The sequence below is a fragment of the Phenylobacterium sp. SCN 70-31 genome, assembly GCF_001724605.1.
Lineage (GTDB): Bacteria > Pseudomonadota > Alphaproteobacteria > Caulobacterales > Caulobacteraceae > Phenylobacterium.
Genome location: NZ_MEEX01000001.1, coordinates 104,031 through 117,187, shown reverse-complemented (window position 1 = coordinate 117,187; position 13,157 = coordinate 104,031). Strand labels below are relative to the sequence as shown.

16 protein-coding genes are annotated in these 13,157 nt (G+C 71.1%); 11 read left to right on the top strand and 5 right to left on the bottom strand.

The genetic code is table 11. The features are described from left to right. Nucleotides 1-41 precede the first annotated feature (41 nt). Nucleotides 42-1,538, bottom strand: a complete 1,497-nt coding sequence (locus tag ABS78_RS00600; RefSeq protein ID WP_293373818.1) for an amidase — start codon at nucleotides 1,536-1,538, stop codon at nucleotides 42-44. Between the two features lie 79 nt (nucleotides 1,539-1,617). Further along, complete coding sequence (locus tag ABS78_RS00595; RefSeq protein ID WP_293373816.1) at nucleotides 1,618-1,800, bottom strand: DUF3008 family protein; 183 nt, start codon at nucleotides 1,798-1,800, stop codon at nucleotides 1,618-1,620. Nucleotides 1,801-1,918: 118 nt separating this feature from the next. Here ABS78_RS00595 and ABS78_RS00590 point away from each other — a divergent pair, with 118 nt between their 5' ends. From ABS78_RS00590 to ABS78_RS00580, 3 genes are all read left to right on the top strand, one after another. Continuing rightward, on the top strand, nucleotides 1,919-2,698 hold the full coding sequence (locus tag ABS78_RS00590) for a potassium channel family protein (protein WP_293373815.1): 780 nt from the start codon (nucleotides 1,919-1,921) through the stop codon (nucleotides 2,696-2,698). Between the two features lie 154 nt (nucleotides 2,699-2,852). Beyond that, complete coding sequence (locus ABS78_RS00585; RefSeq protein WP_293373813.1) at nucleotides 2,853-3,110, top strand: hypothetical protein; 258 nt, start codon at nucleotides 2,853-2,855, stop codon at nucleotides 3,108-3,110. A 56-nt stretch (nucleotides 3,111-3,166) separates the two neighbouring features. Then, a complete protein-coding gene (locus tag ABS78_RS00580) occupies nucleotides 3,167-3,730 on the top strand; it encodes a nucleotidyltransferase family protein (RefSeq protein WP_293373811.1) in 564 nt (187 codons plus the stop codon). Here the strand turns inward: ABS78_RS00580 and ABS78_RS00575 are convergent. The 3 genes from ABS78_RS00575 to ABS78_RS00565 form a co-directional block, all read right to left on the bottom strand. After that, complete coding sequence (locus ABS78_RS00575) at nucleotides 3,697-4,125, bottom strand: hypothetical protein (RefSeq protein WP_293373809.1); 429 nt, start codon at nucleotides 4,123-4,125, stop codon at nucleotides 3,697-3,699. The genes ABS78_RS00580 and ABS78_RS00575 overlap by 34 nt on opposite strands. An 87-nt stretch (nucleotides 4,126-4,212) precedes the next feature. Further along, nucleotides 4,213-4,866 carry an OmpW family outer membrane protein gene (locus tag ABS78_RS00570; RefSeq protein ID WP_293373808.1) on the bottom strand — a complete coding sequence of 218 codons (654 nt, stop codon included), beginning with the start codon at nucleotides 4,864-4,866 and terminating at the stop codon, nucleotides 4,213-4,215. A gap of 173 nt (nucleotides 4,867-5,039) precedes the next feature. Continuing rightward, nucleotides 5,040-5,252 carry a hypothetical protein gene (locus tag ABS78_RS00565; protein ID WP_293373806.1) on the bottom strand — a complete coding sequence of 71 codons (213 nt, stop codon included), beginning with the start codon at nucleotides 5,250-5,252 and terminating at the stop codon, nucleotides 5,040-5,042. Between the two features lie 237 nt (nucleotides 5,253-5,489). Between ABS78_RS00565 and ccoN the strand changes: the two genes are divergently transcribed. Genes ccoN through ccoS form a run of 8 tightly spaced genes read left to right on the top strand, consistent with a single transcriptional unit; the run spans nucleotide 5,490 to nucleotide 13,157 of the window. Continuing rightward, a complete protein-coding gene (gene ccoN / locus ABS78_RS00560) occupies nucleotides 5,490-7,013 on the top strand; it encodes a cytochrome-c oxidase, cbb3-type subunit I (RefSeq protein ID WP_293374033.1) in 1,524 nt (507 codons plus the stop codon). Nucleotides 7,014-7,023: 10 nt separating this feature from the next. Continuing rightward, nucleotides 7,024-7,761, top strand: coding sequence for a cytochrome-c oxidase, cbb3-type subunit II (ccoO, locus tag ABS78_RS00555; protein ID WP_293373804.1), 738 nt, complete (start codon nucleotides 7,024-7,026; stop codon nucleotides 7,759-7,761). Beyond that, the gene (locus tag ABS78_RS00550) at nucleotides 7,758-7,925 is read left to right on the top strand and encodes a cbb3-type cytochrome c oxidase subunit 3 (RefSeq protein WP_293373802.1); all 168 of its coding nucleotides are present in this window, start codon (nucleotides 7,758-7,760) and stop codon (nucleotides 7,923-7,925) included. Before ccoO ends, ABS78_RS00550 begins: the two co-directional genes overlap by 4 nt. Then, nucleotides 7,918-8,862, top strand: coding sequence for a cytochrome-c oxidase, cbb3-type subunit III (ccoP, locus tag ABS78_RS00545; RefSeq protein ID WP_293373800.1), 945 nt, complete (start codon nucleotides 7,918-7,920; stop codon nucleotides 8,860-8,862). Before ABS78_RS00550 ends, ccoP begins: the two co-directional genes overlap by 8 nt. Beyond that, nucleotides 8,859-10,355 carry a cytochrome c oxidase accessory protein CcoG gene (gene ccoG, locus ABS78_RS00540; RefSeq protein ID WP_293373798.1) on the top strand — a complete coding sequence of 499 codons (1,497 nt, stop codon included), beginning with the start codon at nucleotides 8,859-8,861 and terminating at the stop codon, nucleotides 10,353-10,355. The genes ccoP and ccoG overlap by 4 nt, the downstream gene beginning before the upstream one ends. Beyond that, on the top strand, nucleotides 10,352-10,843 hold the full coding sequence (locus tag ABS78_RS00535; RefSeq protein WP_293373796.1) for a FixH family protein: 492 nt from the start codon (nucleotides 10,352-10,354) through the stop codon (nucleotides 10,841-10,843). Before ccoG ends, ABS78_RS00535 begins: the two co-directional genes overlap by 4 nt. Next, the gene (locus tag ABS78_RS00530) at nucleotides 10,834-13,011 is read left to right on the top strand and encodes a heavy metal translocating P-type ATPase (RefSeq protein WP_293373794.1); all 2,178 of its coding nucleotides are present in this window, start codon (nucleotides 10,834-10,836) and stop codon (nucleotides 13,009-13,011) included. Before ABS78_RS00535 ends, ABS78_RS00530 begins: the two co-directional genes overlap by 10 nt. After that, a complete protein-coding gene (gene ccoS / locus ABS78_RS00525; RefSeq protein WP_293373792.1) occupies nucleotides 12,999-13,157 on the top strand; it encodes a cbb3-type cytochrome oxidase assembly protein CcoS in 159 nt (52 codons plus the stop codon). Before ABS78_RS00530 ends, ccoS begins: the two co-directional genes overlap by 13 nt.

Genomic DNA, 13,157 nt, shown 5'->3' with positions numbered 1-13,157 from the left:
TGGCCCGGCGCGGAAGGCGGACGGCATCCCGGGCCGCCGGGTCAGGCGCTGACCGGCGGCTTGCGGTGCGCCCAGGGCTGCGCGCCCTCGAGCTGATAGGCAAGCTGGAGGAGCAGGCCCTCCTGGCCGGCCCGCGCCGCGATCTGCGTGCCGATCGGCAGGCCGGACTCGGTCCAGTGCAGCGGCACGCTCATCGACGGCGCGCCCGCCACATTGTGCAGGGTGGTGTAGCCCACGTAGCGGATCAGGCGCTCGATCAGGGTGTCGAAGGCCACGTTCGGGCCGACGTAGCCCAGCAGGGGCGGGGGCGCGGCCAGCACGGGCGACAGGACCACATCGAGGCCGCCGTCGGCGAACCAGGCGTCATAGGCCCGCACCGCTTCGGTCAACCGTCCCACCGCCGCGGGCAGGGCGTCCGGCGCCGCCTTCGCCGCCATCTCGGCCATGCCCAGGCTGAAAGGCTCCAGCACCGAGGTGTCGGCGGGACGTCCCGCGGCCTGGGCGTAGGCGTCGGCGATCTGCTTGGCGCCCGAGGCCCAGAGCAGCAGGAAGTCCTGGATGAACGTGGTGGCGATCGGCCACTTCGTCGGCGTGACCCGGTGGCCCAGGCCTTCCATCAGCTTCGCGGCGCGCTCGGTGGCGGTCCGCACTTCGGGGTCGGGCGCGTCGCCCGCGCCGCCGTCGAGGATCAGGCCCACGCGCAGCCGCCGGCGCAGCGGCCGGGTGACCAATCCCACCGGGGCGAACCGCGCGCCCGGTCCGGCATCCTCGGTGGCGGCGAAGGCGGTGGCCGAGTCGCGGACGCTGCGGCTGACCACGTGCTCGACGCTGATGTCCGAGACCTGCTGCTCTTCGCGGGTTCCGACCATGCGGCCGCGCGAGGGCTTCAGCCCGAACAGGCCGCAGCACGAGGCCGGGATGCGGATCGAGCCGCCCCCGTCGCTGGCGTGGGCGATGGGCACGACGCCGGCGGCCACCGCCACGGCCGCTCCGCCCGAGGATCCGCCGCTGGAGCGGGCGGGATCCCAGGGGTTGCGCGTGGGGCCGAAGGCGACCGGCTCGGTCGTCGGCAGGAAGCCGAACTCCGGCGTCGACGACTTGCCGATGACCACGAAGCCCGCGCGATCGCAGGCGTCGCCGAAGGGCGTGCTGGCGGTCGCCGACGGCTGGCCGAGCTGGATGCGCGACCCGGATCTCGTCGGCAGGCCCGCATAGTCGTCCAGATCCTTGATGAGGAAGGGCACGCCCGCGAAAGGTCCCGACGCCGGGCGCGCTTGGGCCTTGGCGATCGCCCGGTCGAAGTCGGACGCGACCAGGAACCCCAACTGCGGCTGCAGGCGGACCGTGGCGTCGATGGCGGCCTTGACCGCCTCGGCGCTGGTGGTCTTGCCCGACCGGATGGCCTGGGCGGTCTCGACCGCGTCGGGCCATGCGCTCCGCGCCGCCGGCGCCTTGGCGTGGGCCTGCGCCGCCAGCGTCCCGAACGACAGCGCGCCCGCCGAAAGGCCGCCGAACGCCCGCCGCGTGATCCGATCCATCTTCCCCTCCCGTGGCCTCGCTCTCGCGGCGGGCCTCAGGGACGCAGGTTGGCCGGTTCGGGCGGCGGACGGCAAGGCCTCAGTTGCGGACGTGCTCGGGCTTGCCCTTGCGCGGCGTCGAGGCCATCCGCTCCAGCTCGGCTTCGGACATCGAGAGCATCGACTTCGACGCGCCCTTCAGCCTGCCTTTGGGCGTGTCGCCGCGCTTGGCGGACAGGGCCGCGCCGGCGGCCTTCTGCTGGGCGGCGGACTTGGCGGGCATGGGTTTCTCCTGCACTTTCCGCCGGCGCCGGATTGCGCCGACGCGGGATCAACCCGCAAACTCGTCTGAAGTTCAGGTTTGCGGACGGAGTCGCGGCGTGACGGAACAGGCGGCCGACATGGCGAAACGGCGCCGGCTTCCGCGTCTGCGCGTGAAGCTGCGCGAGCTGTACCACGGCAAGACTCCCGGGGCGGTGCGGTTCCGCCTTTCGGTGATCGCTCTGGACTTCCTGCTGATCGCCTTCTTCATCGCCGCGCCGTTCCTGCGGGGATCGCCCGCATATCTCGTCGTGGACTACGCCGTGGCGCTGATCCTGGCGGTGGACCTGGGCGCGCGCGTCCTGGCCGACACCAGCGTGAAGACGCTGATCCGACGGCCGGTCCTCTGGGTGGACCTGTTCGTCCTGCTGACCCTGCTGTTCCCGCTTTGGCTGTTCAACCTGGCCTTCCTGCGGGTGCTGCGGCTCTGGTCGCTGTTCCACAGCAACCTGTTCTGGGAGACCATCGGGCGCCGCTACGACGACACCCGGGTGGAGGATGTGACCAAGACCCTGGCGACGTTGGTCACCTACGTCTTCGTGGTGACGGGTTTCGTATACGCCGGTTTCGCGCGGGAGCACCCCGGCATACAGACCTATGTGGATGCGCTGTACTTCACCATGGCCACCATCACCACGACGGGCTTCGGCGACATCGTCCTGCCGGGGGCGTGGGGCAAGCTCCTCACCATCGTCATCATGGTTTCGGGGATCACCCTGTTCGTCCGGCTGGCTCAGACGCTGATGCGGCCCGACAAGGTGCGGTTCCCATGCCCGACCTGCGGCCTCATGCGCCACGACCCGGACGCGGTGCACTGCAAGGCGTGCGGCGAGCAGCTCAATATTCCCAACGACGAGTAGGCAGGCTGAGCGTATCCGCCCACAACTTTTGCGCGTCTCATGCAACAAATGCTGGCGGGCGTGATGAGGCGGGTGCAACCTTCCGAAGGCTGTTCGGGAAGGAAGGAATGATCCACCTCTGCTGCTGCTGCGGGCCTCCGGCTTGACGGGCCGGTTGGCATGCATCGCCTACGTCGCCGCCTGCGCGGCGGCGCTGGCGGCGGGTGCGGTCGTGGCGGTCGGATGGATGGGGCCCGGACCGGGTCGCGTCGCGCTCGCGGTGGTGTTCGGCCTCAGCCTGCCCTGGAGCCTGCTGGCGTATGAGGTGGCCGGCGCCGGCCCCGTCGGGCGTCTCGTCATGAGCGCGGCGGCGATGGCGCTGAACCTCGCGATCGCCGGCGCCGTCGTCGCCAGGTTCCTGCGACCCCGCTGAGGCGTGAGCGTGGCCGTGCGGTTGCCGGGCGGCCGGCGACCGAGGCAAAAAGGGACATGAACCTGGGCGCCATCATCCTGACCGGGGGGCGCTCCACGCGGATGGGCGTCGACAAGGCCCGCCTGATCTGGGCCGGCAGACCGGCTGTGGAGCGCCTGGCCGAGACTGCGCGAAACGCAGGAGCCACCGTCGTCCTGACGGTCGGGGGCGACGATCACGGCTTGCCCGGCGCGCCCGATCCCGAACCCGGCCTGGGGCCGACGGCTGCAGTGGCCGCCGGGGCGCGGGCGCTGGCGGCGCAGGGTCTGGCGCGGATGCTCGTGCTGGCGGTGGATGCGCCCACATTGAGCGCGGCCGACCTCGCGCCGCTGGTGTCGGCGCCGTCGCCCGGCGCGGCCTACGCGGGCCTGCACCTTCCGTTCGTCGTGGACCTCGGCGCCTTGCCGCCGGGCGGGGAGGCGGGCGGCGCGCTGGGAGGGGTGCTGGAGCGGGCGGGCCTGCGGCGGCCGCCGGTCCCCCAGGCCGCGGCGCTGCGCCTGCGCGGGGCCAACACGCCCGAAGAACGCGCGATCCTCGAGGCCGAGCTTCAGGCCCGCGAGAGGTCCTGGCCGGCGCGGTAGACCACTGCGATCTCGCTGCCGCCGAACAGGCGGGCGCCCACGCGGGCGAAGCCGCCGAGGCGGGCGGCCAGCGCCTCGATCCGCCCGAAGCCCTCTGGTGCGTCCTCGGGCGCGCCCATGCCGTCGTTGCTGACGCTGAGCTTGATGCGCCCGCCGTCGCGGGTCAGGCGGATCCAGACGTGGCCTGCGCGTCCGTCTGGGAAGGCTCGGGCGATCGTCAGTTCGACCGCGACGGCGGCGATCTCGCCCAGCGCGGCGACGTCGCCGGCCGGCAGGTCGAGGCCGGTGTCGCACGCGAGGTCGACACGGTGCGGCCCGCCTGCGAAGGCTCGGGCCACGGCTTCCAGCGCCGCATGTGCGGCGCTGGAGTCCAGCTTTTGGTCGATCGCGTTCATCCGAGCCTCCGGTATGGTCCGCGGCCATCGGAGGGCGGACGGCCCGCGCCCGCCTTGATCGGCGTCAAGCCGCCGACGGCCGAACGGTCAGAAGCGGTAGCCGAGACCGGCCGAGATCACCCAGGGGTCCAGGGTGACCTTCGTCTTGAGGCCGTTGACGGCGTCCTTCGCGTCGGTGTCGAAGAAGATCTTCTTCACGTCGAGGTTCACCGCCCAGCGCTCGCCCGTGGCGATGTCGACTCCCGCCTGGAGGGCCGCGCCGAACCCGTCGTCGATCGCGAGGTCGAACCCGTTCTTGTCCGAGCCGCCGTAGAACAACATGTAGTTCACCCCCGCGCCCACATACGGGCTGATCCTCGCGGTCGGGGCGAAGTGATACTGGAGCGAGACGACGGGCGGGAGGACCCAGGTGTCCCGCACCTTGATGTCCGTCGCCGGTCCCTTGGCGCGAACGGTGTGCCTGGTGGTTCCCGCGATGGCTTCCACCGCCACGTTGTCGGTGAGGAAATAGGTCACGCCCAGCGTCGGCATGACGTCGTAGCTCGCCTTGGCGCGCAGACCGGTGGCCGCGCCGGCGAGGGTGTAGATCGGGTCGCTCCCCTGCGGCGCCACGTCGGTGACGCGGACGTTCAGGATCACGACGCCCTTGGCTTTGGGTCGGATATCCTGGGCGACGGCGCCGGAGGCCGCGGCTCCGAAGACGAGCGCCGCGATCCCGGCGGCGGCGAGAGAGTGTCTCATGTCTATCCCCTTGTCTTGGCGGCCGTGGCCGCGGGGGAGAGGTCTCAGGCTTCGCGGGATCCGGCCTTGATCTCGAACAAACCGGCTTTTCGAGCCGATTCAGCTCACGCCGCGGACTCCATGACCCAGGCTCTTTCCATACGCGACGACACGCCGTTCGACGCCGTCGTCCTCTACGTCTTCACCGGGCTCGCCGCGCCGAGGCACCAACCACAATGGGGGTGGGGGCCGGCGCCACAGACTGTGCCGATCGACGCCATGTGCATCCGCGCCAGATCCGCCGCGAGGATCGCGCTGGCCGTCAGCGTCGCGCCCGTGAGGGCGGCGCCGGTCCGGAACAGCCGGTCTTCGGTGAGGGCGGCGCGGAAGCGCATCGTGCGGCGCATCGTCGGTCTCCGATAACGAAGCCAGGATGCCGTGGGGCGCGCGGGGCTGCCTTGACCTGGATCAAGGCGACTCTTTCAGCTCACGCCGCGGACTCCATGACCCAGGCTCTTTCCATACGCGACGACACGCCGTTCGACGCCGTCGTCCTCTACGTCTTCACCGGGCTCGCCGCCCTGGCCGCCATCGTGGCCACGGCCTTCAGCCCCGACCCCAGTTTCCGGTTCCACGGCTGGGTGATGATCGCCGGCTTCGTCGGCGCGTTCCTGATCCTGTCGGTGGCCATCGCCAGCGGCCGGATGCGCGCCGATCCGACGCGCTATGCCGACGGTGTCATCCGCGCCGGCGTGATCGCCACCATGTTCTGGGCCGTCGCCGGCCTCGCCGCCGGGGTGGTCATCGCCGCTCAGTTGAGCTGGCCCGAAGTCTTCTACTGGCCCGAGGCGCCGTGGCTGAACTTCGGCCGTCTGCGCCCCCTTCACACCTCGGCGGTGATCTTCGCCTTCGGCGGCAACGCCCTGATCGCCACGTCCTTCTACGTGGTCCAGCGCACCTGCAAGGCGCGGCTGGCGGGCGGCGCGTGGCCCTGGTTCGTCTTCTGGGGCTACCAGCTTTTCATCGTGCTGGCGGCCACCGGCTATCTGGCCGGGATCACCCAGTCGAAGGAGTACGCCGAGCCCGAGTGGTACGTGGACCTGTGGCTGACCATCGTGTGGGTCGCCTACCTGCTGGTGTTCCTGGGCACGATCTGGAAGCGCAAGGAGCCCCACATCTATGTGGCCAACTGGTTCTACCTGGCCTTCATCGTCACCATCGCCATCCTGCATCTGGTGAACAACGCAGCTCTGCCCGTGGGCCTGCTGCACGCGAAGAGCTATTCGGCTTACGCCGGTGTCCAGGACGCCCTGGTCCAGTGGTGGTACGGCCACAACGCCGTGGGCTTCTTCCTCACCGCCGGCTTCCTGGCGATGATGTACTACTTCGTGCCCAAGCGGGTGGAACGGCCGGTCTATTCGTACCGGCTGTCGATCGTCCACTTCTGGTCGCTGATCTTCATCTACATCTGGGCCGGCCCGCACCACCTGCACTACACCGCGCTGCCGCAGTGGACCCAGACCCTGGGCATGACCTTCTCGATCATGCTCTGGATGCCGAGCTGGGGCGGCATGATCAACGGTCTCATGACGCTGTCGGGCGCGTGGGACAAGCTGCGCACCGACCCGGTGGTCCGGATGATGGTGGTGGCCATCGCCTTCTACGGCATGGCGACCTTCGAAGGCCCGCTGATGTCGATCCGGGCGGTCAATTCGCTCAGCCACTACACCGACTGGGGCATCGGCCACGTCCATTCCGGCGCCCTGGGCTGGGTGGGCTTCATCAGCTTCGGCGCGATCTACTGCCTGGTCCCCTGGCTGTGGAAGAAGGATCGCCTCTACTCGAACGCCCTGGTCGAGTGGCACTTCTGGATCGCGACCACCGGCATCCTCCTCTACATCGCCGCGATGTGGGTCTCCGGCATCATGGAGGGCCTGATGTGGCGGGAATACACGCCGCAGGGCTACCTCGCGAACGCCTTCGTCGAGACCGTTGCGGCCAAGCACGTCGAGAACGTCATCCGGACGGTCGGGGGCCTCATGTACCTCGCCGGCGCGGTGATCATGTCCTTCAACCTGTGGCGGACGATCCGCATGCCGAGCGCGGCGCCCGCGCCGCTGGCCACGCCGGTCGCCACGCCCACCCCCGCCCTTGCGGCGGCCGAGTAGGGGCTCTCCCATGTGGAAGCGTCACGAGAAGTTCGAACGCCACTCGCTGTGGCTGGTCATCGGGATCATCATCACGGTCTCGATCGGCGGCCTGGTCGAGATCGCCCCGCTCTTCTACCTGGAGAGCACGATCGAGCGGGTGAAGGGCGTGCGCCCCTATACGCCCCTGGAGCAGGCGGGCCGCGACATCTACGTCCGTGAGGGCTGCTACGTCTGCCACTCGCAGATGGTCCGCCCGCTGCGCGACGAGGTCGAGCGCTACGGGCATTACAGCCTGGCGGCCGAGAGCATGTACGACCACCCGTTCCAGTGGGGGTCGAAGCGGACCGGGCCGGATCTGGCGCGGGTCGGTGGGAAGTACTCCGACAACTGGCACGTCGACCACCTGAAGAACCCGCGGGCGGTGGTGCCGGAATCCAACATGCCGCCCTACGCCTTCCTGGCGAAGACCGAGCTGGACTACCGCGCGATCGACAAGCACCTGAAGGCGCTCAAGGCCGTCGGCGTTCCCTACACCCAGGATCAGATCGACAACGCCAGGGCCGACCTGGAGACCCAGGTCGATCAATTCGCGGGCGAGAAGTCGGGCCTCAAGCAGCGCTACGGCGCCAAGGTCGCCCAGCGCGACTTCGACGGCGATCCCTCGAAGATCACCGAGATGGACGCCCTGGTGGCCTATCTCCAGGTGCTGGGGACCATGGTCGATTTCCGCACCTACAAGGCGGAAGACCCGGAGAACCTGCGATGAGCGGCCTCGACTACGAGGCCGTGGCGGCCTTCGCCCAGCAGGGCGGGACCCTCTACTTCGGCCTGATCTTCCTGGGCGGCCTGATCTACGCGCTCCGGCCGCGCCACAAGGCGGATTTCGACCGCCTCGCCAAGCTTCCCCTCGAGGACGACGACCATGTCTGAGCGCGAACGCGACGACCACTCCGGCACGGAGACGACCGGCCACGAGTGGGACGGCATCAAGGAGCTGGACACCCCGCTGCCGCGCTGGTGGCTGTGGGTCTGGTACGGGTCGATGGTCTGGGCCGCCGTCTACTGGGTCCTCATGCCCGCCTGGCCGGGAATCACGGGCTACACCAAGGGCCTGCTGGGACATTCCGACCGCGCCCAGGTGGCCCGGGAGCTGGACGGCCTCGCCGATTTGCGGCGGGCTGGTGAGGGCCGGCTGAAGACGGCCTCGCTCCAGCAGATCGAGGCCGATCCCGAACTCCAGGCCTACGCCATGCAGGTGGGCCAATCGGTGTTCGGCGACAACTGCGCGACCTGCCACGGCGCCGGCGGGGCGGGGGCCAAGGGCTATCCCAGCCTGCGCGACGACGTGTGGCTGTGGGGCGGCAAGCTGGACGCCATCGCCCACACCATCCGCGTGGGCGTGCGCTCGGGGCATGCCGGGGCGCTGGGCGAGGCGGTGATGCCCGCCTTCGGGCGCGACCAGATGCTGACCGGCGCCCAGGTGGCGGACCTGACCGAATATGTGATGGCCCTGTCGGGCCGCAGGGCCGACGCCGCCGCGGTCGCCCGGGCGCGGCAGACCTACGCCGACCAGTGCGCCGCCTGCCATGGCGCGGGCGGCGGGGGCGATGCGGCGCGGGGCGTTCCCGACCTGACCGATGCCGAGTGGCTGTACGGCTCGACCCGAACCGACATCCACGACCAGATCTGGAACGGCCGCAACGGCGTGATGCCCTCGTGGGAGGTCCGCTTCTCGCCCGAGACCATCAAGGCGCTGGCCGTCTACGTCCACGCGAACGCGGGCGGAGAGCCCGAGCCGGTCGTCTCGGCTCCCGCGCCGGCGGCGCCGGCCGGGGAGGGCGCGGACGCCCGCGCCGCCGGCCGGTGACCACCGTCATCGACACCGTGAAGCGCGACGCCGCCCGTCGCGCGGACGGTCCGGTCTCGGCCGCCGGCCGCGTGCGCGAGAAGGCCCGCGACAAGGGCAGCCTCTACAAGCCCCGCGTCCCGATCTATCCCAAGCTGGTCCACGGCCACTGGCGGCGGATCAAGTGGATCCTCCTGATCCTGATGCTGGGCGTCTACTATGTGACCCCGTGGATCCGCTGGGACCGGCCGGGCGCGTTGCCCGACCAGGCGGTGCTGGTCGACTTCTTCGGCCGGCGCTTCTATTTCTTCGGCATCCAGCTGTGGCCGCAAGAGGTGCACTTCATCACCGGCCTGCTGGTGATCGGGGCGCTGGCGCTGTTCCTCGTCACCGCTCTCTTCGGCCGTCTGTGGTGCGGCTATGCCTGTCCGCAGACCGTCTGGACCGACCTCTACATCTACATCGAGCGCTTCTTCGAAGGCGATCGCAATGCGCGCATGCGCCTGGCCGCCGCGCCGTGGTCGTTCGACAAGCTGTGGCGCAAGGGCGGCAAGCACGCGGTGTGGCTGGCCGTGGCCTTCGGCACGGGCGGGGCCTGGATCTTCTACTTCCGGGATGCGCCGACGCTGTTCGTGGAGTTCTGGAGCGGCCGCGCGCCCATCCAGTCCTACATCTCGTGCGCCCTGCTGACGGCCACCACCTATGTCTTCGCCGGCCATATGCGCGAGCAGGTCTGCACCTACATGTGCCCCTGGCCGCGGATCCAGGGCGCCATGCTGGACGAGCATTCGCTCCAGGTGACCTACCGGTTCGACCGCGGCGAGCCCCGCGGCCCGCACAAGAAGACCCAGGGCTGGGAGGGGCGCGGCGACTGCATCGACTGCCAGGCCTGTGTGGTCGCCTGTCCGATGGGCATCGATATCCGCGACGGCGCTCAGCTCGAGTGCATCAACTGCGCGCTCTGCATCGACGCCTGCGACGAGATCATGGACCGGGTCGGCCGGCCCCGCTCGCTCATCGCCTACGACACCGACGCCGCCGTCGCCGCGCGCAGCCAGGGCCAGCGGCCGGTCTACAAGCCCATCCGCAGCCGCACCCTCTACTACGGTCTGGCCCTGGTCGCCGTGTCGGCGCTGGTGGTCTATGGCCTGGCCACGCGCCCGGCGCTGGAGGCGCACGCGCTCCGCGACCGCAACCCGACGTTCGTCCGCCTGCACGACGGCTCGGTGCGCAACGGCTACACGCTGAAGATCGCCAACCGCACCTTCGAGCCGCAGGCGGTGGCGATCTCTCTCGAGGGCGTGCCGGGCGCCAGCCTGCGCATCCCCGGAGGCGAGACCGGTCAGGTGCTGCACGCCGTCGCGCCGCCCAACGAGGTGCGGGCCGTCCGTGTGTTCGTCACCGGCGCGCCGGGTCAGGCCGACCAGCCTGCGGCGCGTTTCGTCGTCCGCGGCGCCGGCGAGGCGGTGATCGCGAAGACGACGTTCCTGACCGGCGCGGAGGCGTCCCCATGAGTGTTCATAACCGCGCCGTCCGGCGGCCGTTCGAGATCCGCGGCTGGCACGTGCTGGCGTTGGTGACGGGGTTCTTCGGCGTCGTCATCGCCGTGGACGTCGCCTTCCTGGTGCTGGCCTATCGGACCTTTCCGGGCCAGGTGTCGGTCACGCCCTACGAGGACGGCCTGCTCTACAACCGCCGGATCGCCGACCTGGAGGCGCAGGAACGCCTGGGCTGGCGCGCGGCGGCCGAGGCGGCGCCCGGCGAAGTGGCCCTCGTCGTCGTGGATCGCGATGGCCGCCCCCTGGCGGGTTTGACGGTGGCCGGCCGGCTCGAACGCCCGGCCACCGCGGCCGGGGCGGTCGACCTCGTCTTCACCGAAGCCGAGCCGGGCCGCTACGTCGCTCCGGTCGGACGGCTGAGCGGCGCGTGGGATCTGACCGCCGCCGCCCAGGGCCCCTCGGGCGGACGGCTTTCGGCCGAGCGGAGGCTGACATGGCCGTGACCTGGGAGAGCGACGCGCCCGACCTTTCGGCGTTCCTGCGCCGGCAGGCCGACGGGCGGGCGGGCCTCGACCTGCTGGTGCCCGACGCCCGCTGCGCCGGCTGCCTGTCGAAGATCGAGCGCGAGGTCGCCGCCGTTCCGGGCGTGGCCTCGGCGCGCCTGAACCTGACGCAGAAGCGGCTGGCGGTGGAGTTTGCGGGGCCGCGCGGCGATCCGGCCGCCGTGGTGCGGACGCTGGGCCGCCTGGGCTATCCGGCGACGCCCTATGATCCGGGGCAGGCGCGCGACGCCCACGACCGCGAGGGCCGCGAGCTGATCCTGGCCATGGCTGTCGCCGCCTTCGGCGTCATGAACACCATGATGTTCTCGGTGCCGGTCTGGGCCGGGCTGTTCGGCCAGGAACTGGGGCCGGCCTCGCGCACCCTGATGATGTGGTTCTCGGGCCTGGTGGGCGCGCCCTGCGCCCTTTACGCCGGCATGCCCTTCTTCCGCTCGGCCTGGAGGTCGCTCAAGGCGCGGCGGGCGAACATGGACGTGCCGATCTCGATCGGCGTGCTGCTGACCCTGGGCGTCAGCTTCTCCGAGACGGTGCTTCAAGGCCGCGACGCCTATTTCGACGCCGCCGTCTCGCTCCTATTCCTGCTGCTCATCGGCCGCTGGCTGGAGCATCGCCTCCGCGCCCGCGCGTCCAGCGCCGCCGCCGACCTCCTGGCGCTCCAGTCGCCGACCGCCACCGTGATCCTGGGCGACGAGAGCCTGACGGCCCGGCCCCTGGCCGACGTGCAGCCCGGCGACCGGCTGCTGGTCCGGCCGGGCGAGCGCATCCCGGTCGACAGCCGCATCGTCGCGGGCGCGTCCGAACTCGACAACAGCCTGCTCACCGGCGAGACGACGCCCGCCGCCGTCGCCATCGGGGGCGAATGCCGGGCCGGCGCGCTGAACCTGTCCGGCGCGCTGACCGTGGTCGCCATGGCGCGCTCCGAAGATTCGGCCGTGGCCGCCATCGCCCGCCTGGTCGAGGCCGGCGCCCAGTCCAAGTCGCGCTATGTCCGCCTCGCCGACAAGGCCGCCGCCGTCTATGTGCCCGTGGTCCACAGCCTGGCGCTCCTCACCTTCGCGGGCGGCTGGATGGTGGGCCTGGGCCCCCGCGAGGCGCTGATCCGGGCCGCGGCGCTGCTGATCGTCACCTGTCCCTGCGCTCTGGGCCTGGCCGTGCCGGCCGTGCAGATCACCGCCTCGGCGCGCCTGTTCCGACGGGGCGTGCTGGTGAAGTCGGGCGCGGCGCTGGAGCGTCTGGCCGAGGCCGACACCGTGGTCTTCGACAAGACGGGCGTGCTCACGATGGGCCGCCCCCGCCTGATCGACGCCGCGCCGCAGGTCGTGCGGATGGCCGCGCCGCTGGCGCGGGCCTCGCGCCATCCGCTGGCGCGCGCGCTGGCCGAGGCGGCGGGCGAGGGGCCGATGGCGAGCGATGTGGCCGAGGTGGCCGGCCAGGGTGTCGAGGGCATGATCGACGGCCGCCGCGCCCGCCTGGGCCGCGCGGCCTTCCTGGGCGTCGAGAGCCACGGCCAGGAGACCGAACTGTGGTTCGGATTCGACGGCGACACCCGCGTCCGCCTCCGTTTCGCCGACAGCCTGCGTCCGGACGCCGCCGACGCCGTGGCGGCGCTCAGGGCGCGCGGGCTGGCCGTGCAGGTGCTGTCGGGCGATCTGGAGGGCCCCGTGGCGCGGATCGCCGAGGCTGTCGGCGTCGGTGACTGGCGCGCGGCCTGCTCGCCGCAGGACAAGGCGGCCGCCGTCGACGCGCTGGCCGCGCAGGGCCGCAAGGTGCTGATGGTGGGCGACGGCCTGAACGACGCCGGCGCGCTGGCCAAGGCGCACGCCGCCATGGCGCCCGGAACCGCGCTGGAGGCCAGCCAGAACGCCGCCGACCTGGTCTTTTCGGGCGATCGGCTGGGCGCGGTGGTCGACGCCGTCGACATCGCCCGCAACGCCCGCACCCGCGCCCTCGAGAACTTCGGCCTGGCCACGGTCTACAATCTCCTGGCCGCGCCGGCGGCGATGCTGGGATTCGTCAATCCGTTCGTGGCCGCCATCGCCATGTCGGTGTCGTCGCTGGTGGTGACGCTGAACGCCCTCCGCACCGGAGCCCGTCCATGGACATCCTGATGTTCCTCGCTCCCTTCTCGCTGGGCCTGGGCCTGATGGCCGTGGGCGCATTCTGGTGGACGATGAAGGCCGACCAGTACGACGATCCCGCCGGGGACGCCGCGCGCATCCTGGCGGAAGATCCGGACGACCGGCCGGCCGCCTGA

Excerpts from the sequence above, each read along its gene's own strand:
- ccoP (WP_293373800.1), top strand. The coding sequence starts at position 7,918 with ATGTCTGAGCGCGAACGCGACGACCACTCCGGCACGGAGACGACCGGC.
- ABS78_RS00600 (WP_293373818.1), bottom strand. The coding sequence starts at position 1,538 with ATGGATCGGATCACGCGGCGGGCGTTCGGCGGCCTTTCGGCGGGCGCG.
- ccoN (WP_293374033.1), top strand. The coding sequence starts at position 5,490 with ATGATCGCCGGCTTCGTCGGCGCGTTCCTGATCCTGTCGGTGGCCATC.
- ABS78_RS00550 (WP_293373802.1), top strand. The coding sequence starts at position 7,758 with ATGAGCGGCCTCGACTACGAGGCCGTGGCGGCCTTCGCCCAGCAGGGC.
- ABS78_RS00590 (WP_293373815.1), top strand. The coding sequence starts at position 1,919 with ATGGCGAAACGGCGCCGGCTTCCGCGTCTGCGCGTGAAGCTGCGCGAG.
- ABS78_RS00580 (WP_293373811.1), top strand. The coding sequence starts at position 3,167 with ATGAACCTGGGCGCCATCATCCTGACCGGGGGGCGCTCCACGCGGATG.
- ccoS (WP_293373792.1), top strand. The coding sequence starts at position 12,999 with ATGGACATCCTGATGTTCCTCGCTCCCTTCTCGCTGGGCCTGGGCCTG.
- ABS78_RS00575 (WP_293373809.1), bottom strand. The coding sequence starts at position 4,125 with ATGAACGCGATCGACCAAAAGCTGGACTCCAGCGCCGCACATGCGGCG.
- ABS78_RS00595 (WP_293373816.1), bottom strand. The coding sequence starts at position 1,800 with ATGCCCGCCAAGTCCGCCGCCCAGCAGAAGGCCGCCGGCGCGGCCCTG.
- ABS78_RS00530 (WP_293373794.1), top strand. The coding sequence starts at position 10,834 with ATGGCCGTGACCTGGGAGAGCGACGCGCCCGACCTTTCGGCGTTCCTG.
- ABS78_RS00570 (WP_293373808.1), bottom strand. The coding sequence starts at position 4,866 with ATGAGACACTCTCTCGCCGCCGCCGGGATCGCGGCGCTCGTCTTCGGA.
- ABS78_RS00535 (WP_293373796.1), top strand. The coding sequence starts at position 10,352 with ATGAGTGTTCATAACCGCGCCGTCCGGCGGCCGTTCGAGATCCGCGGC.
- ABS78_RS00565 (WP_293373806.1), bottom strand. The coding sequence starts at position 5,252 with ATGCGCCGCACGATGCGCTTCCGCGCCGCCCTCACCGAAGACCGGCTG.
- ccoO (WP_293373804.1), top strand. The coding sequence starts at position 7,024 with ATGTGGAAGCGTCACGAGAAGTTCGAACGCCACTCGCTGTGGCTGGTC.